Below are 25,003 nucleotides of genomic sequence, written 5' to 3' on the forward strand. Positions count from 1 at the left end.
CTTCGACTCTTTTTGTAAGAAAAGAAAAAAAGGAAGAAACGAGCATTACCTCGCTTCTTCCTCTATTGTTTCCGGTTGATGTAAAACACCTTCAACGATTTCATTCATCGTTTTAATGCTTTGTAGAAAAGAATGGTCTTCTACTTCTTGTTGTCTTTCTATTAACGTTTCAACATCTACATCCGTTTTCCATAAGGATGTTTGTTCTTTTTTTTGCTCTACTTTTACTTGTTCTTCTTCACCAAAGAACTGTCCAATTTGGACCATTCCAAACACAACACCAAATAAAAACAACGATAACAGAACAAAAAGCGATAATAAAAAACGTACGACCATTTTTCCCCCCCTATTAGTAGTCTATTGTGCTTGTCCATTTTGTTGATTGAAATAATGTTCACTCATCACATCTGCTAACGCTTCAGTCGTAACATACATTTCTTCTAATGAATTCGCATATCCGCCAATTTCAATTAATAACGAGTTAGAAGATAAGTCTTGATTATAAATACCATCCACACCCTTACCACGCTTTTGAATAACCCCGCGGCTTAACCCAGGATACTTTTCATCTAATTGACGATGGAGCGTTTGTGCTAAATGTAAATTTTGTTCATATCCACCATGATCCCCGCCAATGACAAAAATTATACGGGCATATGTGGTCCCATTAATCGTGACGGTTGTTTTTTCTTTCGGCAATGAATCGCGATGTAAATCAATCACATATTGCAATTTATTCGTTTGTATCGCCTCTTCTACAAGCTGTCGTGAGGCTTTATACGATTGCCAATATTGTAATCCTTCTTGCTTTAAGAAAGTCGTAACATCTGACTTATCCACCAAGGCACCAATTCCTCTCTTTTCTATTTCTTGTGCTAACCGATCTCCAACAAGGGTAATATTGACTTCGGAATGATAAGCGCCATTTGGATTTTTCACTCCTTCTAAATGGGGTAAAAATGATTCACGGTTATGTGTATGGTAAATAAACACTTTTTTATCTTCGATAGCAGAAATATTTTCTTTTTGATTCGTTTCTACATTTGTGGTCGTTGCTTCGTTTTGTTTCTCTAATAATTCTTTAGGAGGAGCAGATTCCACTGGTAAATTCGTATAATCCGTCCCTTCCCCTGCAACGACAATCCGTCCATCAAAAAACTGAAATCCTGGGAGTTCTCGTCCTAAAAAGCTACGCGGATCATCTAAAGAAATATTCGTTGCCAATTCAAACACAATTGCACCGATATTTTTAGGTAATGTTTCTTTAGACATAACTTGTCCAAAATAACGATTTTCGTAGGCTAATACAAAACTAAATGATTCTCCTTGAATATCGCTTGTCCATTCTCCAATGGAGTGAGAATAAAGACGATACTTTGGGTCTAATGATGTTAAAATACCTGACAATATAGATAAACTAACAATCAAGAAAATAAAAAGAAAAATGATATTTTTTATTTGCTTTCTGTCAACAGCATACATGAGGATCTTTTTGTTAGATCCTTTCATCTTCTCACCCTTTCTGTTTCTCTATTCGAAGCATATGAGAGAAACGAAAGGGATAGAACTATTGATGAAGTGCTTCATTTAAACTATCTGCTAACACAGAAGCAAACGTTTCAATATACATATCCACTTCTTTTGGCGTAACCATAAGATTTTTTTCATAGGAAGCTAACACTTCATATAAAAATTGTCGTTTTTCTTCCTCATCTAACGTGCCAACGATACCTAAAATTTTTTGTCTTTCTTTTGATTCAACTTCCATCGGTTTCCCTCGTTTTTTCTTCATCCATGATGGAACTAACGCATACGTAGATGTTTTACTTTCCGCTGTTTCTCGAACAATATGTTGCAACATATAATCAAGCGTATCACTAACAATCGAAGCAGCGTCTACTACCGTTGGAATTCCGATTGCAATGACAGGAATACCAAACGTTTCTTCATTTAACGCTTTCCGCTTATTACCTACCCCGCTACCAGGAGCGATTCCTGTGTCTGAAATTTGAATGGTAGCATTCACCCTTTCTACCGAGCGTGCTGCTAATGCATCAATCACAATCATAAAATCAGGGTTTATTTCGTTCACTAATCCGCGGATGACATCACTTGTTTCAATGCCTGTTGTACCCATTACTCCTGGCGCTATCGCACTAACCGAGCGTTTTTCTGATTCCAGATTACCTGGAAGTTGTTTTAAATGACTCGTAACAAAAAGTTTATCAACCGTTTTAGGACCTAACGCATCGGGGGTCACCGCCTTATTTCCTAACCCAACGACTAACACTTGCTTTTCCTTTCCAAGTTTTCGTTCCTTTAAAAAACGATACAATACACTAATCATCACTTTTTTTAATGTTTCTTCATCATTTAATGAATATTCAACCGTGACATAATGCCCTTTCGTTTTTCCGATTCGTCGTTCCCCTTCCTCCTCTACGATTACTTTTGTTACTTTAATTCCTTCTACTTCATCCTCTTCAATAATGACACCGCTCACTTCTGTCTTCTTTGATTCTTCTTCTTCCCTCACCATTTCATGAGCTTCAAGTGCTAAATCGGTTCTCGGTAATTGTATCTCTTGCATCCTTTTTGCTCCTTTCTTTTTTCATAGTATTATCATTTAGGAAGCTTTGATTCAGTATTGCAATTATGATTATCGTTTGATAAAATATCATTTGTTCTATATTGAATTTGAACGTTGATCTACTTTTCAGGAGGTGAACGATATGCCAAACATTAAATCTGCGATTAAACGTGTGAAAATTAACGATGATCGTCGCACTCGCAACATCCAAGTAAAATCTGCAATGCGTACAGCGATTAAACGTTTCGAACAAACAATCGAGGCTAATGATGTAGAAGCTGCAAAAGCTGCGTTTTTAGAAGCTACTAAAAAAGTGGATAAAGCAGTTAGCAAAGGAATTCTTCATAAAAACACAGCAGCCCGTACAAAATCAAAACTTGCAACTAAATTAAACGGTCTATCTGCATAATTACGTTGCATACAAATGAAAAATAACGTTCTTCTCTCGATAGTTTTATCAAGAAAAGACCGTTATTTTTTTATCCATCTTTACTAAGAACAATCCATTTGTTCTTCCTCATCCAATACTGTCTTTTTTTCCTCCGAGTAATTCGAAAATTCCACATCCTGTTGTTTTTGCATGTTTTCGTTAGCTATTTGTTCTTCTTTTTTTTGTACCAATCTATTTAGCATCGTTTCTTCCGTTAAAATAATCGTCTGCTCAGCTTGCAGCTCTTTATCATGTACCACTTTCATTTCATTTGATAATTGCACTTGTTGTTTCTGCAATACCTTCACTGTTAATTCCATCACGATTTTTTCCCTAATTATTTTAAAAGTATGTTCATTTGGTAACTCTTTTGTTTTTTGATGATGTGGAGCAAAATCAATTTCAAAAAATTGTACTGCGACGATTTCACAAAAAGGTTGTTCTTTATACGTAACTATTTCTGAAAATTGTCGCTCTTCTTGAAAATTCCCTCCTTTATCCGTTTGCATAATTGGCATTTCCATTGCGTTCCGTTCCCCCATTAACGGAAGAGAAGAACTAAAATCTAGCGTTGTACAACAATGAAATGGAATATGAGCAGTAGCATGATGCATTGGACCACATACAGCAGAAGACGTCACTTTATTGACCGTTGCATATTCAATGTTTTTTCGAATATATCCAGATAAAAATAATTTGTGTCGATGCATTGTTTCATCTACTTTTAAACCAGGCAATAGCTTACATTGCGTTAATGATACATCTTTTTTGCTTCGTTTTATTTCTAAGGCAGGTTCAGCAAGTTCAATATCGGCTTCCACACATACCTGAATCGTCGGTTGCGCCAAGACGACTAATGCTTCAATTGTTTGTTCTGGAAAATGCGGAAGATTGGAACATTCGGACTCCATTTGCGAACGAACTAACGTACACCCATCATTTTTATGTTCTCTATCCATCTGAATCCCTCATCTTTCACCTAAAAATTCATTCTACTACAGTTTATTAGCCCGTTTTTTATTGGTGTGGACGAATGTACTATTTTGTTAAAATAAAAGACTGTACAAACAGGGAAGAAACTCTTCCCTTTGTTGCACAGTCTTTGTTCGTTTCTTATTGATGACCTAACAATTTTTGATTCCCATTATTCACTTGATTTTGTTCTTCTTTTGCTCTCGCTGAAAAAACAGCTGTTGGAATTTCCACTTGTTGTTTTTGTAACACTTTTACCATTACATCTACAACAATTTTTTCTCTTAAACGTTGGAACGTTACTTCATCATCAATCCCAGAAACCGGTGTCGTTGTGTTAGGTGGTGCAAAGTCGATTTCATGGAATTCTGCATATACTAATTCACAGCGTGGTTGTTCTACATAATACACATATTCGTCAAATTGTGTTTTATCAAAACGCGGACGATCCCCACTATCTGCTAAGAATGGACTTTGATTGCCATATCTATATCCTTGATCTGGCCATGGGCCACCCCCTGGAATTTCAATTGGTGTACAGCAAGAATACGGAACGTGTGCTGTCATATGACGAATATCTCCACAAACGCCAGATGATGTTGATGTTGTTCGAGTTGCATACTCGATATTTTTTCGAATATATCCTCCAATAAATAATTTATATACACCCCAAGTGGATGGTACTAATTTACATTGCGTAATGACGATATCTTTTTTTACTCGTTTAATTTCAATCGCCGGCTGTTCTAATTGAATATCCGCTTCCACACATACTTGAATAGTTGGCTCTGCTAAAACAACATCTGTTTTAATCGTATTTGGGAAGTAAGGGATATTTGGACATTCTCCTTGCGTATTTGCAACGACACTACAATTTTGTTGTTGTTGTTGCGTCGGTTGATTTACCGATGCACAACCTTTTGGCATGACTTTTCTTTCCATGAAGCATTCCCCTTTTCTAAAATTTTGCTTTCACTACACTATATTGCATTTTGATCAAAACGGATGGACAAATTCATTGATACAAATACATCAATTTTGAAAAAGGGAATACGATACAATCTAAAAAAGCAAAAAAGCGATGGCTTTTTTGCTTTTTTACTTGCTCGTTTTGGCGGTTTGCGCTAACAACAACTCGATTGCCAAAAATTTATCTATTTTCCCGCTTTTGATTTCGTAATCATATTGCGCACAAAAGCCTAATATCGTTTCTAATTCTTTTACGGAGAATTTTTTTCCTTGTCCCATTGCTAATTTCACGGCAAAAGGAGGGATTTTTAACATTTGAGCCATTTGCTTTTGACTATAGCCTTTCGTAGTTAACCCCGTCACATGATAAATAATGCGAACTTGTCTAGCAATTAACATTAAAATTTTAATCGGCTCTTCTTTTTGGATATATAAATCTTTTAAAATAAAAAATGCCTTTCCAATATTTCGATTGGCTATTTCATTTATTAATGCAAAAATATTATCTTCCATCGTTCGTGGAACAAACGTTTCAATATGCGCTTCCGTAATTTCTTCTTCATCATGACTCGCTAATAGTAATTTTTCCATTTCTTTATGAATAAGCGATAAATTTTTACCAGTTAACGCGATTAATTGCTCTGCTACTGCCTCCTTCATTTGACGGTGTTGTTTATGCGCCATTTGGACAATCCACTGAATTAACGTCCGTTCATCCATCGTTGCTGCTTCAAGCACCGTGGCACTTTTTTTAAATGTTTTCACAAGTTTTTTCCGCTCATCTAATTTTTCGTACGGCGCTACTACGATTAAAATGGTTTGTGGATTTGGTGATGCTATGTACGCTTCTAGCGTTTTTGGGTCGTGTTCTACTTTCGTTTTATCTTTATTTGCTGTTAAAAATATCGGGTTTTTCATAATCACTACCCGGTAATCTCCAAAAAAGGGTAACGTTTCGCAATCTGTTACCGCTACTTGAACTGGTGTATCTTCTAAATCAAATTGGGATACATTAAATTCAAGTTCTTCTTCTTTCAATACTTTTTTGATAATTTGTTCTTTTGCACGTTCGATTAAAAAAGATTCTGCTCCGTATAAAAAGTAAATGGAAGCAGGGTTATTAGAACGTTTTAATTGTTCAAAAAAATCTATGGATGACATGTTTATCCCCTTTTCTTATCCTGCATACTATATACGAAAATGATGTGTTGGAAAATCATTGATGATTTTTAGAAGTGAGAGAATGGGTAAAAATTGCAAAGATTGATTTCTGGCCGTTCGTATTGTCTGTCAACATTTTACCGAGTTATCAGTTGTAGTGCAAGAGAAAAAGGAGGCAGATGCCTCCCATTTATGTGAACATCAATATTTCGGACCTAGGATACCGAGACATTGATGGTGTTCACCTCGTTGCTTATTTGTTATCATATCCTATGCAAAGATTCATTATATGTGTTAACTCTTAACAGCTATGGAAATTGACACTCTCAAGTATAGATTTTTTAAACAAATTCCCTTATACTAAAAATGATATAGGAGGGATAAAGATGAATGAATTCGAACAAAACGTACAATGTAAACGGAACGATGCGATTGATTCGGGCGTTGGCTTTTTAGTTTCCTTTGGCTTTTTTGCAACTATTTTTATTATTGGTACAATTTTCCAATCCCTAGCGTAATAACAGCAGAAAAGATGGCATTTTAATTTTTTTTACACTTATCTGCAAAAACAAAAAAAGAGACTTCAACGATTTCGTTAGTCTCTTTTTTGTTTCGTAACTGAAAAAGTTCCTTTTTCTTTTCCATGAAACGTATAAATAATCGCTCCTTGTTTGTCCGTTCGAAAAATTGGTTTATTTACCGCTTCAAGCGTTTCGATTACTTCGGGATGAGGGTGATTAAATCGATTATTGCGCCCGACAGAAATATAGATCCATTTCGGTTGAAGGTGTGCTATCCACTCACTACTGGTAGACGTTTTACTACCATGATGTCCTGCTTTTAACACATCTATTCGTAAATCTGGATACTGTTCCATTATTTTTTGTTCTCCTTCTTTTTCAAGGTCTCCTGTAAATAGCCAAGATAATCCTCCTATTTCCGCATATAAAACAATCGATTGATTATTATCAGATGCTTCACTTCCTGCTGCTGGATTTACGACGTGCCAATCACAAAAAGGATCCTTTTGTTCGTCTCCTGCTTTTACAAAACGAACAGGAATTCCCTGTTTTTTTAATTGTTGCATCACATCTTTTTCTAAATCAGAGGTAATTGGCATAGATGGATACCAAACTTCTTTTACATTTATTTCACGTAAAATCCCCATCGCTCCACCAATGTGGTCCATATCTCCATGTGTTAAAATTAAACGATCAATTTTCGTAATTCCTTTTGCTTTTAATAATGGAACGACTATATCTTCTCCTGTATCAAATGGATCTTTCTTCTGCTTCCACGTTTCTTTTTCATAGTTCATCACCCCACCTGTATCAATTAGATACACACCTTTTCGTTTTGGTAACTCAATTAACATACTTTCGCCTTGCCCGACATCAATCATCGTAATCTCTCCTTTAGAAGAAAAATATGGATGGAAGATTGGAAACAAAAAAATCATCAAACAAAGAAAAAGTGGTCGTAACCACGTTCGAAAGGATTCTCCTTTTTCCATCACAACAAAAAAGGAAAAAATAGCACTATACATTAATCCTACCCAAACTAAGGACGGTTTTCCCACCGTTAACATAAAGGTACTATCCATTGTTAACCAAAGAAAGAAACGATGACAAATACGCAACAAACTTTCCAATATAAACGGAACACCAAATAAAGATGGGAAAAAATAAACGATATAAGCAAGCGGAAAAATAAGAATGGTCATAATCGGAATGTAAAGGAGATTAACAAGAAGACTAATCATCGATACTTCATAAAAGTGAAACAATAAAATCGGTAAACTAGCTAATTCTGAAATAAGAGAAGTAATAAACATTTGTTTTGCGTAAGAAGATAATGATAAGATGTACGTCGAAGATAAGACAAGGCATAAGCTAATCATAAAGGTCAGTTGAAAACCTGCGTGAAACAACAAATATGGTTGAAAAAGCAACATCACGAATGCGGCTAAACTAATCGCATCAATTGGCTTCATAAAAAATCGAAATCGCAAGGAAAAACAAAGAAAAAAGGCCATCAAACAAGCCCTAACAACCGATGGACTCTCCCCTGTGATGACAGCATATACAGGTAGCAGAATGAGTAAAAGTTCTAATGACCGTTCCCTTGTCATTCCGATTCGAATCATAAAAAAGAAAAGTATTGCAGTAAAAATCGAAACATGACTTCCTGAAATAACTAGTAAATGAATAATTCCTAATTGACGATAAGCATCGTGAAGCGCTGGGACAAAACCATCCTGGTAACCGAAAACGAGCGCTTGTAAAACCGATTTTGTTTCACCATGTACGGTATGTTCTAATTTTTGAATGTTCGCTTGGCGATACAACCGTATTTTTTGACTGATTGAGGGATCTACTAGAGGGGTACAATAAATAGCAGTACTGCGAAAAATCCAATGTACTTTTTTTTCACGTAAATATTTTTGATAATCAAATGCATATGGATTCGTCTTTCCTTCTGGATTAATCATTTCTCCTTTTAATTGGCAAGCGGAATGAATCATGAGCTTTTCCACCTGTTGTTTTTCTTGAGGCGACTGAAGTTTATACGAAACCATTACCTTTTCCCCATTCTCTAATCGAAAGAAAAAAGAGCTCGAGTCCCCATCTATTTTTGGAATCGACACTACTGACCCTTTTATTTCATTTATTGAAGAGGAAAGAAGGGTTTGATTAGCTTTGTCCACATACTCGTAGTAAAAATAACCAAGAAGAAAGATACAACCGGAAACGAGTAAAAGTCGTTTCCGGGTATACAATAAAAAAAGAAAATAAAGAAATGCTATTACATAAACAAACGCATGATCCATAGAAGCTGCAAATAAGCCTATCGTAAAACTAACAGCAATAAAAAACCATGGAAAAAAAATCGTAGACACTCCTTTTAAGAAAAAAGATCAGTTAATAGTCGTTGTATCTCCTCATCTGCTACACCTTTTTCAATTAATTTATCTTTTAATGCATGAATAGTCGCTCGTTTTTTTTCTGGTTCTCTTTCAATATAAAGCGAATTAAATTCTACTCTTTTTAATTTCACTCCCGCATTTTGATACAATTCTAAAGCGTATGGATCATTTTTATAATCGCTTGCATAATAAACAGCCTTAATTCCTGCTTGGACAATTGCTTTTGAACAATGTAAACACGGAAAATGTGTTACATAAATTTCTGCGCCATGCGTTGGAATACCAAACTTTGCACATTGAAGCAATGCATTTACTTCCGCATGAATAGTGCGGACACAATGATTATCTACGACATAACATCCTTCATCTATACAATGAACATCTCCGCTCACTGAACCGTTATAACCACCTGCAATAATTCGTTTATCTCGAACAATCGTCGCTCCTACCGAAAGACGTGTACAAGTACTTCTCAGTGCAAGTAAGTGAGCTTGCGCCATAAAATATTCATCCCATGAAATACGTTCTGGTTCCATCTTGCCTTCCTCCTTTTCTCTTTTTAAGTGTAGTGTCGGAAGGCTTTTCCGTCAATCATTGTTTATTTGACAATAAAATAATCGCGAATATTTTCTAACGTTTTATCGCCTATTCCAGGAACATTTGTTAAATCATCTACTGTTGCAAACTTCCCGTTTTCTTCTCGATATTGAATAATCGCAGCTGCTTTTGATGGCCCAATTCCCGGGACAGTTTCCAACTCCTGTGCTGTTGCTTGGTTTAACAAAACCTTTTCTTTATCCTTTTCAGTGTTAGGACCAATCGTTTCATTTACTTGTTCTTCATGAATACTAGGAACATAGATTACCATAGAATCATGCAATAATTCTGCTAAATTAATGGTTGTCGTACTTGCTTCACTCGTCATTCCACCAGCTATTTTAATAGCATCTAATACTCGTTCATTACTTTTCATCGTATACACGCCAGGAGACATTACTTCTCCCTTCACATCAATCACAACATCAACAGGTGCTTTTTCGTCTTTCGTTGTTTCGTTTGGCACAGGCGCTTTTTCGTCTTCTGTTTTCATGGCATGCTCCCCAACCTCCATTGGGAGTTGCTCCGGTTCTTTTTCTTGATTCGAAGGCCAATAAAAATAGAAAAGTGCACCAGCTAGCATCATACTACAGCCTCCAAACATAAGCCATTGTCGTTTTGAAAAAAAAGAAAACATATACCACACGCTCCTTTCATATACATAATAAAGAGTGCAACTAGAAGGAGGATTTAAATGAAGATTGGTATTATTGGCGTTGGTAAAATGGGAAATATGTTATGTCGGACATTGCTTACTTCAAAAGCTGTCCTGCCAGAGGATGTACACATTACACAACGTTCCAACCAGCATTCCACTATCCTAAAACAGGATTATCCAACCATTCATGTGCATCAAACACTCGACACTCTGCTTCCTGAAGTTGATCTTATTATCATTTGTTTGCGACCATTGGATATTCATCCAATGTTAAAACAATTTCAAACACAACTGTCAAACAAAATGATTCTTTCAATCACTAGTCCCATTACTGTAAACGACTTATCATCGCTTCTCCATACGAATGTAGCTCGTGTCGTTCCTAGTATTACAAATCAAACAAAAAGTGGCGTGACATTAGTAACGTTTCATCCTGCGTGCGACACAAATTGGAAACAAGCTATTTTCACACTCCTTCAATCCTTTTCTACACCTGTCATCGTTTCAGATGAGGTTATTCGCATTAGTTCTGATATTACTAGTTGTGGCCCCGCGTTTGTCAGTTCCTTGTTACGCACCTGGATGGAGGCTGCAAGTAAACATACTTCTCTTGACCCATTTTTAGCAGAACATTTTATGCGGGAAATGATGATTGGTTTTGGGAAACTAATGGAAAAGGAATACGATGATTTTCAAACATTAGAAAACACAGTCATCGTTAAAGGGGGAGTAACTGGGGTAGGAATACACGTTATCGAAAAACATGCACCTCCATTATTTGATGAACTTGTTTTGAAAACACAAGAAAAATTTGCTGATGATCGTCAAAAAATCATCGAACAATTTTCTTCCTAAAACAACAGTTCCACATACTTCGAGAAAATCCTTCAAAAAAAAGCGAACTTTTGTTAGTTCGCTTTTTTTGCCATAAAAATAATTCGTTCATGTTCACGTTGGACTGGATGTTCAAAATCACCCAACACTTCACAAACCTCAAATCCTACTTCACGTAGCATATTTTGATAGTCTTCAATTGGTAACGTTCGTTGTTGATGCCATTCATCAAAACGATCGTATGCTTTTATTTCTTCATCATACACGAAAAAAGTTAAATCATGTTCTACAGAATACGGTACTTCTCCTTTTTGACATTGCCATAAAAAAGAACATTCTTCATCGTTTGAACCGAATAAATGATTTCCAAACACTTCTTCCATCTTGTACAGCGAATGAACATCAAAAAGAAATAATCCATCGTCTACTAGCAAGGAATGGATTCGTTCAAATGTTTGACGCACCTGTTCCTTTGTCGCTAAATAATTTAACGAATCACAAAAAATAAAAGCAACATCAAAGGAAGAAAATCCTTCTAATTGACTCATATCTTGTTGAAACCACGGAATCCTCAGTCCTTGCGTCATTGCTTTTTCAGCAGCAACAGCAAGCATATCTTCACTCAAGTCCACGCCAGTTAAATGGAATCCTTCTTTTGCTAAACGGATAGTAATTTCACCCGTCCCACAGCCGATATCGATTAATTGTGTCGCATTTGGTTTGTGCATTTTAATGCTTTTTTTCACGTACTGTACCCATTCATGATACGGAGCATCTAGCATTAATTCGTCATATACATACGCAAAATGATGATAAGCCATCGTTATTCTTCGTCAAGCACGTCATGAATACGATACGTTTTTGCATCGCCCCATAACTTTTCTAAATTATAGTATGAACGTTCATCCCGATGGAAAACATGAGCAATCACATTCCCTAAGTCAACTAATACCCAACGCGCTTTTTCGTATCCTTCTACTCGTTGTACTTCTAATCCGTTTTCGTGTGCGACTTCTTTTATTTCTTTTACAATTGCTTGTACTTGTTTTTCAGAATTCCCGTGGCAAATAACAAAATAATCAGCCATAAAGGAAAAACCATTCATATCAATTGCCATTAATTCTAAAGCTTTTTTGTCATCTGCAGCTTTCATGACCAGTTTTAACAATGCATCAGGTGTCATCTATTTTTGTTCCCCCTTAGATTTAAGTTCCTTGATAAGGCTATTATAAGTAAAAATTGTTCCTGGATATACGGAGCGATGATGTTTCATTAAAAATGCTGTCGTATGTTGAAGCGCAAAAAGAACCGCTTCATCTAAACTTTCTTTTGCGATTTCTCGCGCTTTCTCGACCCCTTTAAAAGATCGATTTGGCTCAATAAAATCAGCCAAAAAAACAACCTTTTCAAGCTTTGTCATATTTGGTCGCCCTGTTGTATGATAACGAATGGCATCTAACACTTCTTCATCTTGAATGCCTACTTCTTTTTTAACTAAAAATGCGCCTACAGGAGCATGCCATAATTCTGTTCCATACAAAAGTAAATCTGGCTCCATTTTTTCCTCGATAATAATTTGTTTCATTTCTTCTTTCGGTCGAAATTTTGCATAATCATGAAAGATGGCGGCTAGTTGTACTTTTTCGACATCTACATCGTACAAAGATGCTAATTTTTTAGCGGTCATTACCACACCTAATGTATGTTCGTAACGATGGTCTGTTAATTGTTTTTTCACAATTTCAAGCGCTTCTTTTTTATCCATATAAGTCATTCTCCTCTATATACACACGTACTTCATCCATTACCAAATAGCGGATACTTTTTTGCTGGTGAATACGTTCCCGAACCATACTAGACGAAATATCTATTTGCGGAACTTCTACTTCTATTACGTGATTAGGATAAGGACAACTCATGTCATACCCTGGACGTTTCGCTCCAATGAATGTAATCATCTGTAATAACTCGTCAATTTTATGCCATTTCGGTAAATATTCCACCATATCTCCGCCAATGATAAAATAAAAATCATCATCTGGGTAACGTTTTTTTATTTGTATCATTGTATCATACGTGTATGATACATCGCTTCTCTCAAATTCAATGAGTGATATGTGAAACTGAGGATGACCTTTAATCGACCGTTTGACCATTTCAATCCGATGTTCATTTTGAATAAAGGGATTTATTTGTTTATGTGGTGGAGATTGATTAGGCATAAACCAAATTTCATCTAGTTTGCATTGCTCTCTAACTTCTTCTGCAATAATTAGATGCCCCAAGTGAGGAGGGTCAAACGTGCCACCTAAAATACCAATTTTCCTCACAATGCCCCTCCTTCGCTGATTATGGTAATTCTATTTGTTTTTTATCGACAGATTCTCGATAAAGGACAATCGTCATCCCAATCAGTTGCACCAGTTCTGCATTTGTTTTTTGCGCCACTTCTCCTGCTACGATTTTTTTATCTTCTTCACAATTTTGCAAAATACTAATTTTAATCAATTCTCTCGCTTCTAATACATCGTCTAATTGCTTGATTAAATTATCATTGATGCCACCTTTTCCAATTTGAAAAATCGGTGTTAAATGATGCGCCATTGAGCGCAAATATCGTTTTTGTTTACCTGTTAACATAATCATTTCCTCCAAGTTGTTCCAACACAACATTTTTCATTCGTTCTCGGTCTGGTTTAATATACGTCCATTTTTCAAATGCTAATGCTCCTTGGTTAATAAACATCGGAACACCATTTAATGGGATAGCCCCTTTTTGTTCTGCTTCTTGTAACCATTTTGTTTTTAATGGGTTATAAATAATATCTGCTACTACTGTTTGTTCTTTTGCATTTTCTAATGATAATGGCATTTCGGCGGTAGCAGGACTCATACCCACAGATGTCGTATTAATGATAATATCGTACTCACCTGTATGTTGCACCGCTTCTTTTAATGAGTAAATGGTTGTTTCATTGTTATTTTGGCAATGTAGGACTAATTCATTTGCACGTTCATTGGAACGATTCGCAATATCGACAACATTGATACCACGTCGTACAAGGGTTGTATAAATCGCCCTTGCTGCTCCTCCTGCTCCAATCATCAATACTTTTTTCTCTGTAATCGTCGGTCCTACTAACTCCAATAACGATTCATAAAAACCTTGTCCATCTGTATTATACCCAACGTAATGACCATCTTCTAAAACAACCGTATTAACTGCACCGATAATTTTTGCTTCTTCATCAATTTTGTCTAAATAGTTCATCACGTCTACTTTATAAGGAATCGTGACATTAAATCCTGAAATACCAAGGGCTTTCATTCCAGCAACAGCATCTTTTAGCCTTTCTTGTTCAACAGCAAATGCATGATAATAATAAGGCAATTGCAACATCTTAAAAGCATCGTTGTGCATGAGCGGGGATAAAGAATGTCCCACTGGATTACCGATTAATCCAAATAATTTATTCATATTCGGCACCTCCTAGATTAACGTTGGTCTAACAAATACTTCTACTCCTTTTGGAACGTAAGCTGCAACGTGAATTTGATCGGCGTGAACGGTTACCCAACCTAATCCTGAAAAAACAAGGTCTTTTTCCCCATCGATGGTGAATTCTACTCGCTTCAATGGTGGTAATGTCTGCAATGTTTTTTCGTTAGGCGGAAATAACAATGTTCCGACATGTTTTTCGTATACAGAATCAGCATTTTGTAACTTTGTCCGATGAATGTTTATTTCATTTGAAAGGTAACAAACAAACGAAGTACGTTTTCCTTCTATAAAATCCATTCTCGCTAATCCCCCAAAAAAGAGAGTTTGTCCAGCATTTAATTGATAAATCTGCGCTTTTATTTCTTTTCTTGGCGTAATAACTTTTAAATCCGCCTCATCAACATAATGTGCCATTTGGTGATGATTAACCACTCCTGGTGTATCAAATAGTGTTTTCCCGTCATCTAATGGTAAATCGATAAAATTAAGCGTAGTTCCTGGGAAATAACTAGTCGTAATTAATTGCTCCATATCTCCGTCAAATTCTTGAATTAATCGATTAATAAAGGTTGATTTTCCAACATTCGTACACCCTACGACATATACATTTTGGCCACGGCGATACTGATCAATAGCTGCTGCTACTTCTTTCACACCAAAGCCACTTTGTGCACTCATTAAGAATACATCTAATACGTCAATTCCCATTTCTTTTGCACGTTCTTTTAACCATAAACGAAGACGGTTTATATTAACTGATTTCGGTAATAAATCTACTTTATTGCCAATTAAAATCACGCGGTGCTGATGGGCATATTCTTTAAATTGAGGCAACCAGCTCCCGTTAAAATCAAAAATATCCACAATCTTTACAATTAATGCTTTTCGATCTTCAAAAATTGTCGTAAACATGTTTAAAAAATCTTTATCCGTTAACTGTACGTCTTGCACTTCGTTATAATGTTTTAAACGAAAACAACGCTGACAAATGACTAGATCACGTTGCAGCGCTGACTTAGGTGCATAACCTAACCCGGATTTATCTTCTGTTTGAATTGGTACTCCACAACCAATACAATATACTTGTTCTTCCAACAATCATTCCTCCCAATATATCATGCCTTTTCGTTTCATTATTTGCAGCACACGCTTTTCCATCATTCGGTTAAACTTTGTTGCTAATCCATCTGTTACAGCTACTGGTACGACTAAAATAGTTCGTAAACCGAACGCATTCGCACCAAGGATATCAGTCATCAATTGATCTCCAATAACGACCACTTCCTCTTTCCTTAATTCCATTCGTTTTAATGCTTTTTTATATACACCTTGAAGTGGCTTTTTTGCACGATGAATATACGGAATTTCTAAAGGTGAGCAAAATTGTTTTACTCGTTCTTCTCTATTATTTGATGCAATAATCACTTGCATACCATGTTGTTTTATTTCTTCTATCCAACGAATCACTGTATCATTTGCATTTGGTTCGTCCCAAGGCACTAACGTGTTATCTAAATCGGTAATAATTCCTCGAATTCCTTCTTTTTTTAAATGGGCTAAATTAATTTCAAAAACACTTTTCGCATAATCATTTGGTAAAAATTTTATTAACAATGGTGAACACCCCAACATTTATTTAATTCCTTCCTACATCATACATGGATTTTCTTCATGTTTCAAAGATATTTCTTGAAAACGTACGAATAAAAGACATAATCTAATATGATGCGCTATTCAACTTGCAGGAAGTTTCTTTTGTGTTTAAAAAATATTCCTTTTTCATAAAAAAATCGTTCGACAAATTTTTCTACCTTCTATCCTGTGGATAACTTTTCACACATCATCCACACTACTATATCAATATTTCAGTACCATTATAAACATTCTATTCACAGTTTTCCCACCAAAACTGTGGATAAAGCGAACGGTTGTTCTTCTTTTTAATACATGGTAAAGTGGTGATATAAGATGCTTGGTAAATAAAAGGAGGGTTTGCAACATGTACCAGTTGTCGGATGATCTTTTAATCGAGTCGTACATACGAGCGATTCACTTGCATCTTTCTGATGAATTTATTGAAATGATTGTACGTGAAATTGAACGAAGAAATATAGAATTTACAACTTTTTTTTCATGCCTATAGATAATGAAGCTATCCGTTTGGATGGCTTCTTTTTTTATTCCTATTCCCGTTTATGAGTTGAAAAACAGATAAAATTGTGAGTACAATAAAGTGAAACTTTATTTTTGCAACAAAGTTCAAAACAGATAGCACCATTCAAAAGTTGAGCAACCTTTTTTTATTTATCCATTTTACGTAACCGATTAAGATGGCTTTTTATATGTACATACATTGTACATTTTTTATTCGTACTATTTCGCAAGGAGGGATGACCCTTTATGCTTCAACTAGGAGTAATGACTCCATTTTTATTTGCATTATTCGTGCCATTTTTATTTAAGGCAATCAAGAAAGTCCATACAGGTTGGTTCGTTTTATTTATTCCTGTTAGTTTGTTTATCTTTTTCTTACGTTTTATCCCGCAGATAAAAGCTGGCGAGGCAGTAAAAGAAACAATGAAATGGATTCCATCTTTACACATCAACTTCGATCTTTACTTAGATGGGTTAAGTTTCCTATTTGTATTATTAATTACTGGAATTGGTTCATTGATCGTTTTATATTCTATCTTTTACTTACATAAAAACGAACGATTAAATAACTTTTATGTATTTTTACTATTATTTATGGGTGCTATGCTAGGAGTTGTTTTATCAGACAACTTATTTGTTTTGTATGGATTTTGGGAATTAACAAGTTTATCTTCTTTTTTACTAATTGGTTATTGGTATCATAAGGAACGCTCTAGATACGGGGCATTAAAATCGATGATGATAACGGTATTTGGTGGGTTGATGATGCTCGGTGGGTTTATTTTAATGAGTATCGAAACAAATACAACAAGCATTCGAACATTGCTCGCTCAACCTGAATTAATTTTACAAAGCGAGCATATTACGACTATCATTATCCTTGTTTTACTAGGGGCTTTTACAAAATCCGCTCAATTTCCATTCCACATTTGGTTACCTGATGCAATGGAAGCACCGACACCTGTTAGTGCCTACCTTCACTCCGCGACAATGGTAAAAGCAGGTCTTTATATCATTGCTCGTTTTACAATGATTTTCCATGGTCATGATTTATTTTTTGTGTTAGTTACTGGAATTGGAATTATTACATTATGCGTAGGTTCTTATCTTGCACCAAAACAGCATGATTTAAAAGGGATTTTAGCTTTTTCAACGATTAGCCAACTAGGTATGGTTATGACAATGTTAGGTTTTGGAACAAAAGCTGCTATTTTTGCTGCCGTTTTTCATATTATTAACCATGCGACGTTTAAAGGTAGTTTATTTATGCTGGTCGGCATTGTCGATCATGAAGCGAAAACGCGAGACATTCGCAAACTTGGTGGACTTTATACATTGATGCCAATTACTGCGACACTTGCTTTTTTTGGCACCTTTTCGATGGCTGGTGTACCATTACCAATTTTTAATGGTTTTTTAAGTAAAGAAATGTTTTTTGCTTCGTCACTACACTTAGAAGGACAGAGTGGAATTGCTAGTACAATAGTTCCGTTCATGCCATACTTAGCTGTTTTCGGAAGTATTTTTACATTTGTATATTCGATGAAATTATTTTTCGGTACTTTTTTTGGAAAAACCAAAATAGATACATCCAACATTCGTGAACCTAAACTAGGCATGCTGGTGTCACCGATTATTTTAGTTGCGCTCGTTATTTTTATTGGTTTATTCCCAAATACAATAAACCAAGGATTGCTAACACCTGCTGCTTCTAGTATTTTAGGAGAACCAGTAACAGAGACCATTCATTTTTGGCACGGTTTTACTACTGCGTTTATGATGTCACTTGCTGTTATTATGATTGGAACGCTTCTTTATGTAACACGTGAAAAATGGAAAGGCATTTATAACATCGTCCCTGGTTCGATTAGCTTTAATAAATGGTATGATCAATTTTTCGAACGACTATATCGTTTCTCTACCTTTACGATGGAGAAACAAATGTCAGGTTCGTTGCGATCATACATGCTATATATTTTTACAGGCATGCTCGTTCTATTAACTACCTCTTTCCTTTTATCAGGTCCATTAACAATTAACACAAATGACATCGCTCCGATTGGCGTAGCAGAATTATTAACGGGGCTCATGATGGCTATCGCGGCGATTGCTGTGGCGTTCATTTACAACCGGATAGCTGCCATTTTAGTTTTAGGAGTGGTTGGATACGGTTTAGCACTTTTATTTGTCTTTTTTAAAGCACCAGACTTGGCTTTAACTCAATTAGTTATTGAAACCATTACGGTTGTGTTATTCTTATTAGCATTTAAACACCTGCCTTCCTTAAAAAAAGGAAAGGTTCCAAAATCAAAACAATTCGTCAATTGGATCATTTCTATTGCAATTGGTGGATTTATGACCGTTATCGCTCTTAGCGCTCACAGTCACAAATTGTTTGCACCTATCTCCGATTATTTCTTAAAAACATCCGTTCCACTCGGAGGAGGACACAATGTGGTGAACGTTATTCTAGTTGATATGCGTGGATTGGATACGATGTTTGAGATTACAGTTTTAGGAATTGCAGCATTAGGTATTTATACATTGATTAAACTTCGAGATAAAGGAGGGAGCAAATAAAGATGGAAATATGGATGTCGATACTAGCTGGCATATTATTTACTGTTGGCGTCTATTTAATTTTACAAAAAGAAATTTTACGCATTATTATTGGTACATCCTTAATTTCACATGGAGCTCATTTATTTATTTTAATAATGGGTAAATTAAATCGCGGTGCTCCTCCTATTATTATTGAAGGTATTGAAAAATATGTAGATCCGTTGCCTCAAGCGCTCATTTTAACATCTATCGTTATTAGTTTTGGTGTTACATCCTTTTTACTTGTGCTTAGCTATCGGATTTATCAAACGAACGGAACAGATCAAATGGATCAGTTAAAAGGAGGTGATGATGATGAGTAATCTTGTCATCCTCCCAATTATTTTACCGATGATTACTGCGCTCGTCGTTGCACTTATTCGAAAAGGTCTTTTAGCCGTTCGAACGATATCTATTTTAATGACGATTGTGAATTTAATTATAATCGGATATATGACATATCTTGTTTTCCATACAGGTACATTAGTGCTTGAAACTGGTGATTGGAAAGCTCCTTATGGCATTATCCTTGTAGCGGATAAATTATCGATATTACTCGTTCTAACGACTAATATTATTGCTCTTGCTATTTTTTTATATAGTATTTTTTCTCTCGGAGAAGAAAAAGAAAAATATTATTTTTACACATTTACCTTACTTTTAATTGCTAGTGTAAGCGGTGCTTTTTTAACTGGAGATCTATTTAACTTATTTGTGTTTTATGAAGTTCTTTTAATGGCTTCTTATGCGCTAATGATTGTCGGCGGAAAAAAAGGACAACTTCGAGAATCATTTAAATATTTAATGATGAATTTATTTTCTTCCATGTTATTTGTCATCGCAGTAGCCTTTTTGTATTCTGTTACAGGAACCGTTAATATGGCGCAATTAGCCGAACGGATAAGTTCAGTAGAACAACGCGGACTTTTAACTACAATTGGCATTCTACTCTTTTTAGTATTTGCGACAAAAAGTGCTTTGTTTCCATTTTATTATTGGATGCCATCTTCTTATGCAAAACCACCGATTGTCATTTCTGCGTTATTTGGAGCATTATTAACAAAAGTAGGGGTATATTCTATTTTACGCGTCTTTTCCCTTATCTTTGTTGGGGAACTTTCTTTTACACATGAAATGTTTATTATATTAAGTGCGATTACGATGTTGATTGGTGTCATTGGAGCATTATCGACAACGGACATTCGTTTGATCATCATTTACAATATCATTCCAGCAATAGGATATATGTTAATGGGAATTGGCATTTTTTCCGAAACATCTGTGTCAGGGTCTATTTATTACTTAATGCAAGATATGCTCTTAAAAACTGCGTTATTCTTACTTGCTGGTGTTCTCATTACAATTACTGGTACGACAAACATAAAAAAAATGGGCGGATTAATGACACACTATCCTTTAGTTGGTTGGATCTTTTTTATCGCTGCTTTAACGCTTGCAGGCATCCCTCCTTTTAGTGGATTTATTGGCAAATACGCCATCATTCGAGGTGGCTTTGAAGAAGGATATTACTTGATCAGTATTTATGCATTATTGATTAGTTTACTAATCTTACTTTCCATTATCCGTGTATTTATGTATGCCTTTTGGGGAACCGAACAAACAGAACATCTTACCAAAAAAGGAATCGAAAAAAAGCTTTTACCATCCATTTTGTTATTAATCGCACTCACAACTTTCCTTGGAATAGGGGCGGAATTAGTTTATCCATTTGTGCAAGAAACCGCTCAAGACATACTAAATCCTGCACTTTATATCCAAGATGTATTAGGAAGGTGATCTGATGGCTTTTCAAATTATACTAAACATATTGATTGCGATTATGTGGATGTTTTTAGCGGAAGAATACACATTTTCTAAATTTGTTGTTGGTTATATTTTCGGTGTATTCATTTTAATCTTACTCGATCGTTTTATTCCGGATCGTTTATACCTTCATCGTGTGAAAGCAATCATTAAGTTACTCTTTTTATTTATAAAAGAGTTAATCCTTGCTAACGTAGATGTGATTAAACGAGTATATAGTCCATCTTTAAATATTGAGCCAGGTATTTTTCAATACCCCACTCAATTAAAATCCAATTGGGAAATTACGTTATTAGCAAATTTAATTACACTTACACCTGGTACTTTAACGGTTGCAATTAGCAACGACAATCAATCGTTATATATTCACTCAATCGATGTATCAAATGTAGAAGAATCTATTTATCAAATTAAAAACACATTTGAAAAGGCAATCATGGAGGTGACCAGGTGATGTCAACTGGACTTTCTTTCATTCTCTATGGATGTTTAATTGTCATTAGTATTTCAATGATCATGTTACTTTATCGAGCGATTGTCGGACCGACAAACCCTGACCGCGCTGTAGCACTTGATACGTTAGGTGTAAACATAATTGCTGCAACAGGACTACTGGCGATTCAATTACGATCTATTGAATTAAATGATGTCATTTTAATAATCGGTATTTTATCCTTTATCAGTACGGTAGCCATAGCAAAGTTTTTAGAAAAGAGGGAAGATCATGAATGAAATCATCATTAGTTTCTTCATCATTGTCGGTACATTTTTTGTCATTAGCGGTTCTATCGGCATGCTTCGTTTCCCTGATGTTTACTCTAGATTGCACGCAGCAACAAAAAGTTCTACATTAGGTGTGGCTGGGATTTTAATTGGCGCCTTCCTCTACTTTTTTCTAGATGAAGGGGTGATTGCAGGAAAATTGCTACTCGGCATTCTCTTTCTACTATTAACAGCTCCTGTTGGCGGACATATGATTTCTCGCGCAGCGTACATACGTGGCGTTTCGGTTTGGGCAAACCATATAGAAAAAGACGAATTACACGATGCCATTCTAAAAAAAATCCAACAAAAACAATAAAAAGTGAAGGGGGCTCGATACCCGACAGAGTAATAAGGAGTACGGTGGAAGAGGCTTTTCTTTTCCTCTGAAATTGGGTGACTTATTTCGGCAGTCGGTAGCCTACCAGATCTGGATTTCAATAAATATTTTTTATCGCCTAGTATCTATTTCCATATAGTGATACTAGGCTTATTTTACGTCTTTTTATTTTTCTGTTATACTAAAAAAGGTTTGTTTCTGAAAAATATCTTTTTTTCTCTTAAAAAATCGCTTTTATCATTCTTTTTTTAAACTAAGATATTTTTTTTAAAAAATATGGAAGGAGAGATTTGATGAAGAGGCTAACTCCTGCTTTTGCGTTTTCAATCCTACTTATCTTACTATTTATTATTTGGGGATTGATACCAGAAAAGGTAATGCCAAATCTTAGCTTAAACGCAGTCACTACGATTATCCAAAACATTATATTAACAAAATTCGGATGGTTTTATTTGTTATCAGCCAGTACTTTTGTAATCTTTATACTATTTTTAGCATTTTCCAAGTACGGAAATATCCGCCTTGGGAAAGATGAAGATCGACCTGAATTTAGCACTACGTCATGGTTTTCAATGTTATTTAGTGCTGGTATGGGAATCGGACTTGTCTTTTGGGGTGCCGCAGAACCACTCAATCACTACTACAATCCACCACTAATAGAAGGACAAACCGATGAATCTGCACGATTAGCAATACGGTATTCTTTTTTCCACTGGGGTATTCATCCTTGGGCAATTTATTCTTTATTAGCATTGGCACTTGCTTATTTTGGTTTCCGAAAAAATGAAAAAAATTTAATTAGTCATACGTTACGCCCTCTATTTGGTTCTAAAATAGACGGTCCACTCGGTACCCTCATTAATATTACTGCCATTTTTGCAACCGTTTTTGGTGTTGCAACATCATTAGGTTTTGGTGCAATGCAAATTAGCGGAGGTTTGTCTTTTTTAACCGATGCAAACATTCCAAATCAATTGTCAACTCAACTAATCATTATTTTAATTGTGACGATTCTGTTTATGCTTTCTGCTTATACAGGTTTAAAACGTGGCATTAAATACTTAAGCAACCTTAATATTTTTTTAGCGATTAGTATGATGATTTTTGTATTATTTTTAGGTCCAACTAATTTTATTATGGAATTTTTCACGACATCGCTCGGTCAATATATTCAATATTTACCTTCTATGAGTTTTCGATTAAGTCCGTTAAATCAAAATATTACTTGGTTTCAAGATTGGACAATTTTTTATTGGGCATGGTGGATTTCTTGGGCACCATTTGTAGGAATGTTTATCGCTAGAATTTCTCGCGGAAGAACAATCCGAGAGTTTGTCATTGGGGTATTAGCTGTACCGACATTGTTTAGTGCCTTATGGTTTTCTGTTTTCGGTGGATCTGGAATTTACTTCGATCATTTACAAAATGCCAATCTTATAGATGTTGTGAAAACAGAAGGAAGCGAAATAGCATTTTTTGCATTACTCGAACAACTACCTTTCTCTTCTTTTTTATCGTTTGTTGCTATTTTATTAATTATTTCTTTTTTCATTACATCCGCAGACTCTGCAACAGTTGTATTGGGAATGCAATCAAGTAATGGCATATTAAATCCACCAAATCGAGTAAAATTATTATGGGGTGTTATTCAATCTGGCATTGCTGCTCTATTATTATTTATTGGGGGTCTGGATGCGCTTCAACGCACATCCATTATTGCAGCTTTTCCATTTACGATTGTCCTGTTATTGATTATTGCATCACTTGCAAAATCATTAAAAAAAGAAAAAATACCTCAGTAACCAAATTGTACTAAGGCATCAATAATTCGCCGATTTTTTCTCCCATTTGAATAGTATGAGGAAGGAAATAAGGATAAGGTTCTATCAAGTGTTCTTCAAAAAGCAAAATAACCGTGGAACCAAATGAAAAGTAACCAACTTCATCCCCTTTTTTATAGGTAGAGTCCAAATTCGTTAATTCAATACTATTTACATTAAGTGCTCCCACTTTTACAATCGCTATTTTTTTCTGATGATAATCTAATTCTGTAATATGTCGATAATTTGTGGAAAATGGTCGTTCTCCGTATGTCACTCCCCAATCATTTACTGGACATGATTTACCACCTAATATTCGGTGGTTTAGAACCGCTCCATCAATTGGAGAATGAATACGGTGATAATTGGTAGGACTTAAATAAAAAATCATATATGTACCATTTTTATATTTCTTTGCTTCCTCGAACCCTCCAAGCATTTCTGGCAGCGTATACCATTGATTTTTTACATGGAATCGATGTTTGGAGGAAATACGCCCACAATAAGCTAATGTACCGTCTACTGGACTAACAATAGAAGTAGGACTGAAATCAATGGGACGTGCTTCTTTTTTTAAGTGACGAGTAAATAATTCATGTAACGTTTTATACTGGGCTAACGGTTTTTCCATTTCTTCCACATTAATTTGATAATACTGAACAAAAGAAGGAATCATAAAACGACTAATTGGTGAGCATGTGAAATTTTTTAAAACGGCAGATTGAATAGGTGAATTCGCTAATTCAACGAAGGAACGAAATAATTTTTGTTTAATCATAATGAACTCCTATTCATAAATTTTTTATTAAATTGATTCTTTTCTTTACTTTACCGCATATAATACATAAAATAAAGGTACTATA

At 35.3% G+C, this 25,003-nt stretch carries 29 protein-coding genes; 11 read left to right on the forward strand and 18 right to left on the reverse strand.

The window, feature by feature from the left end:
- Nucleotides 1–45: 45 nt before the first annotated feature.
- From BN1372_RS09065 to gpr, 3 genes are read right to left on the reverse strand one after another with little or no spacing between them, the layout of a single operon-like run.
- Nucleotides 46–336 (reverse strand): hypothetical protein, encoded by a 291-nt coding sequence (locus tag BN1372_RS09065; RefSeq protein ID WP_062198739.1) that lies wholly within the window; start codon nucleotides 334–336, stop codon nucleotides 46–48.
- Between the two features lie 21 nt (nucleotides 337–357).
- On the reverse strand, nucleotides 358–1,509 hold the full coding sequence (gene spoIIP / locus BN1372_RS09070) for a stage II sporulation protein P (RefSeq protein ID WP_074018167.1): 1,152 nt from the start codon (nucleotides 1,507–1,509) through the stop codon (nucleotides 358–360).
- A 58-nt stretch (nucleotides 1,510–1,567) separates the two neighbouring features.
- On the reverse strand, nucleotides 1,568–2,590 hold the full coding sequence (gene gpr, locus BN1372_RS09075; RefSeq protein WP_062198740.1) for a GPR endopeptidase: 1,023 nt from the start codon (nucleotides 2,588–2,590) through the stop codon (nucleotides 1,568–1,570).
- Nucleotides 2,591–2,732: 142 nt separating this feature from the next.
- Here gpr and rpsT point away from each other — a divergent pair, with 142 nt between their 5' ends.
- Nucleotides 2,733–2,999 carry a 30S ribosomal protein S20 gene (gene rpsT, locus BN1372_RS09080; protein ID WP_062198742.1) on the forward strand — a complete coding sequence of 89 codons (267 nt, stop codon included), beginning with the start codon at nucleotides 2,733–2,735 and terminating at the stop codon, nucleotides 2,997–2,999.
- Between the two features lie 83 nt (nucleotides 3,000–3,082).
- Here rpsT and BN1372_RS09085 read toward each other — a convergent pair whose 3' ends face one another.
- The 3 genes from BN1372_RS09085 to holA form a co-directional block, all read right to left on the reverse strand.
- Nucleotides 3,083–3,979: a CsxC family protein gene (locus tag BN1372_RS09085; protein ID WP_062198744.1), complete on the reverse strand. Its 897-nt coding sequence runs from the start codon at nucleotides 3,977–3,979 to the stop codon at nucleotides 3,083–3,085.
- Between the two features lie 154 nt (nucleotides 3,980–4,133).
- The gene (locus tag BN1372_RS09090; RefSeq protein ID WP_062198747.1) at nucleotides 4,134–4,934 is read right to left on the reverse strand and encodes a CsxC family protein; all 801 of its coding nucleotides are present in this window, start codon (nucleotides 4,932–4,934) and stop codon (nucleotides 4,134–4,136) included.
- A 156-nt stretch (nucleotides 4,935–5,090) separates the two neighbouring features.
- The gene (gene holA / locus BN1372_RS09095; protein ID WP_062198749.1) at nucleotides 5,091–6,122 is read right to left on the reverse strand and encodes a DNA polymerase III subunit delta; all 1,032 of its coding nucleotides are present in this window, start codon (nucleotides 6,120–6,122) and stop codon (nucleotides 5,091–5,093) included.
- Nucleotides 6,123–6,508: 386 nt separating this feature from the next.
- Between holA and BN1372_RS14680 the strand changes: the two genes are divergently transcribed.
- Nucleotides 6,509–6,640, forward strand: a complete 132-nt coding sequence (locus BN1372_RS14680) for a YqzM family protein (protein ID WP_074018168.1) — start codon at nucleotides 6,509–6,511, stop codon at nucleotides 6,638–6,640.
- A 77-nt stretch (nucleotides 6,641–6,717) separates the two neighbouring features.
- Here the strand turns inward: BN1372_RS14680 and BN1372_RS09100 are convergent, their stop codons facing one another.
- The 3 genes from BN1372_RS09100 to BN1372_RS09110 form a co-directional block, all read right to left on the reverse strand.
- Nucleotides 6,718–8,952: a DNA internalization-related competence protein ComEC/Rec2 gene (locus BN1372_RS09100; protein WP_074018225.1), complete on the reverse strand. Its 2,235-nt coding sequence runs from the start codon at nucleotides 8,950–8,952 to the stop codon at nucleotides 6,718–6,720.
- Nucleotides 8,953–9,026: 74 nt separating this feature from the next.
- The gene (locus tag BN1372_RS09105; protein ID WP_062198753.1) at nucleotides 9,027–9,584 is read right to left on the reverse strand and encodes a ComE operon protein 2; all 558 of its coding nucleotides are present in this window, start codon (nucleotides 9,582–9,584) and stop codon (nucleotides 9,027–9,029) included.
- 62 nt (nucleotides 9,585–9,646) lie between these two features.
- Nucleotides 9,647–10,282, reverse strand: a complete 636-nt coding sequence (locus BN1372_RS09110) for a helix-hairpin-helix domain-containing protein (protein WP_062198755.1) — start codon at nucleotides 10,280–10,282, stop codon at nucleotides 9,647–9,649.
- Between the two features lie 57 nt (nucleotides 10,283–10,339).
- Here BN1372_RS09110 and comER point away from each other — a divergent pair, with 57 nt between their 5' ends.
- Nucleotides 10,340–11,158, forward strand: a complete 819-nt coding sequence (gene comER, locus BN1372_RS09115) for a late competence protein ComER (protein WP_062198757.1) — start codon at nucleotides 10,340–10,342, stop codon at nucleotides 11,156–11,158.
- 53 nt (nucleotides 11,159–11,211) lie between these two features.
- Here the strand turns inward: comER and BN1372_RS09120 are convergent, their stop codons facing one another.
- Genes BN1372_RS09120 through BN1372_RS09155 form a run of 8 tightly spaced genes read right to left on the reverse strand, consistent with a single transcriptional unit; the run spans nucleotide 11,212 to nucleotide 16,253 of the window.
- Complete coding sequence (locus tag BN1372_RS09120; RefSeq protein ID WP_062198759.1) at nucleotides 11,212–11,958, reverse strand: class I SAM-dependent DNA methyltransferase; 747 nt, start codon at nucleotides 11,956–11,958, stop codon at nucleotides 11,212–11,214.
- Between the two features lie 2 nt (nucleotides 11,959–11,960).
- Nucleotides 11,961–12,320 carry a ribosome silencing factor gene (gene rsfS, locus BN1372_RS09125; RefSeq protein ID WP_062198761.1) on the reverse strand — a complete coding sequence of 120 codons (360 nt, stop codon included), beginning with the start codon at nucleotides 12,318–12,320 and terminating at the stop codon, nucleotides 11,961–11,963.
- Nucleotides 12,321–12,902, reverse strand: coding sequence for a bis(5'-nucleosyl)-tetraphosphatase (symmetrical) YqeK (gene yqeK, locus BN1372_RS09130; protein ID WP_062198762.1), 582 nt, complete (start codon nucleotides 12,900–12,902; stop codon nucleotides 12,321–12,323).
- Nucleotides 12,895–13,467 carry a nicotinate-nucleotide adenylyltransferase gene (locus BN1372_RS09135; protein ID WP_062198764.1) on the reverse strand — a complete coding sequence of 191 codons (573 nt, stop codon included), beginning with the start codon at nucleotides 13,465–13,467 and terminating at the stop codon, nucleotides 12,895–12,897. Before BN1372_RS09135 ends, yqeK begins: the two co-directional genes overlap by 8 nt.
- 19 nt (nucleotides 13,468–13,486) lie before the next feature.
- Nucleotides 13,487–13,777 carry a ribosome assembly RNA-binding protein YhbY gene (gene yhbY, locus BN1372_RS09140; RefSeq protein WP_062198766.1) on the reverse strand — a complete coding sequence of 97 codons (291 nt, stop codon included), beginning with the start codon at nucleotides 13,775–13,777 and terminating at the stop codon, nucleotides 13,487–13,489.
- Nucleotides 13,764–14,615 (reverse strand): shikimate dehydrogenase, encoded by an 852-nt coding sequence (gene aroE / locus BN1372_RS09145; RefSeq protein ID WP_062198768.1) that lies wholly within the window; start codon nucleotides 14,613–14,615, stop codon nucleotides 13,764–13,766. Before aroE ends, yhbY begins: the two co-directional genes overlap by 14 nt.
- 12 nt (nucleotides 14,616–14,627) lie before the next feature.
- Nucleotides 14,628–15,734: a ribosome biogenesis GTPase YqeH gene (yqeH, locus tag BN1372_RS09150; protein WP_325062684.1), complete on the reverse strand. Its 1,107-nt coding sequence runs from the start codon at nucleotides 15,732–15,734 to the stop codon at nucleotides 14,628–14,630.
- Between the two features lie 3 nt (nucleotides 15,735–15,737).
- The gene (locus BN1372_RS09155; RefSeq protein ID WP_062201242.1) at nucleotides 15,738–16,253 is read right to left on the reverse strand and encodes a YqeG family HAD IIIA-type phosphatase; all 516 of its coding nucleotides are present in this window, start codon (nucleotides 16,251–16,253) and stop codon (nucleotides 15,738–15,740) included.
- A 385-nt stretch (nucleotides 16,254–16,638) separates the two neighbouring features.
- On the opposite strand from BN1372_RS09155, the gene sda reads away from it, so the two are divergent.
- The 8 genes from sda to BN1372_RS09190 all read left to right on the forward strand — a co-directional run bounded on the left by sda (nucleotide 16,639) and on the right by BN1372_RS09190 (nucleotide 24,122).
- Nucleotides 16,639–16,782, forward strand: coding sequence for a sporulation histidine kinase inhibitor Sda (sda, locus tag BN1372_RS14685; protein WP_147515361.1), 144 nt, complete (start codon nucleotides 16,639–16,641; stop codon nucleotides 16,780–16,782).
- Nucleotides 16,783–17,039: 257 nt separating this feature from the next.
- Entirely contained in the window at nucleotides 17,040–19,373 is a 2,334-nt protein-coding gene (locus tag BN1372_RS09160; RefSeq protein ID WP_062198772.1) for a Na+/H+ antiporter subunit A, read from the forward strand.
- A 2-nt stretch (nucleotides 19,374–19,375) separates the two neighbouring features.
- Nucleotides 19,376–19,717: a Na(+)/H(+) antiporter subunit C gene (locus BN1372_RS09165; protein ID WP_062198774.1), complete on the forward strand. Its 342-nt coding sequence runs from the start codon at nucleotides 19,376–19,378 to the stop codon at nucleotides 19,715–19,717.
- Nucleotides 19,710–21,191, forward strand: a complete 1,482-nt coding sequence (locus BN1372_RS09170) for a Na+/H+ antiporter subunit D (protein WP_082419007.1) — start codon at nucleotides 19,710–19,712, stop codon at nucleotides 21,189–21,191. The genes BN1372_RS09165 and BN1372_RS09170 overlap by 8 nt, the downstream gene beginning before the upstream one ends.
- A gap of 4 nt (nucleotides 21,192–21,195) precedes the next feature.
- On the forward strand, nucleotides 21,196–21,672 hold the full coding sequence (locus BN1372_RS09175) for a Na+/H+ antiporter subunit E (protein ID WP_062198776.1): 477 nt from the start codon (nucleotides 21,196–21,198) through the stop codon (nucleotides 21,670–21,672).
- Nucleotides 21,672–21,950, forward strand: a complete 279-nt coding sequence (locus BN1372_RS09180) for an MrpF/PhaF family protein (protein ID WP_062198777.1) — start codon at nucleotides 21,672–21,674, stop codon at nucleotides 21,948–21,950. Before BN1372_RS09175 ends, BN1372_RS09180 begins: the two co-directional genes overlap by 1 nt.
- Nucleotides 21,943–22,299: a monovalent cation/H(+) antiporter subunit G gene (gene mnhG / locus BN1372_RS09185; protein ID WP_062198778.1), complete on the forward strand. Its 357-nt coding sequence runs from the start codon at nucleotides 21,943–21,945 to the stop codon at nucleotides 22,297–22,299. Before BN1372_RS09180 ends, mnhG begins: the two co-directional genes overlap by 8 nt.
- 314 nt (nucleotides 22,300–22,613) lie before the next feature.
- The gene (locus BN1372_RS09190) at nucleotides 22,614–24,122 is read left to right on the forward strand and encodes a glycine betaine uptake BCCT transporter (protein WP_062198779.1); all 1,509 of its coding nucleotides are present in this window, start codon (nucleotides 22,614–22,616) and stop codon (nucleotides 24,120–24,122) included.
- 10 nt (nucleotides 24,123–24,132) lie between these two features.
- Here the strand turns inward: BN1372_RS09190 and BN1372_RS09195 are convergent, their stop codons facing one another.
- Nucleotides 24,133–24,918, reverse strand: coding sequence for a phosphatidylserine decarboxylase (locus tag BN1372_RS09195; RefSeq protein ID WP_074018170.1), 786 nt, complete (start codon nucleotides 24,916–24,918; stop codon nucleotides 24,133–24,135).
- Between the last annotated feature and the right edge of the window lie 85 nt (nucleotides 24,919–25,003).

This window comes from Massilibacterium senegalense (assembly GCF_001375675.1).
GTDB classification, from domain to species: Bacteria; Bacillota; Bacilli; order Bacillales; family Massilibacteriaceae; genus Massilibacterium; species Massilibacterium senegalense.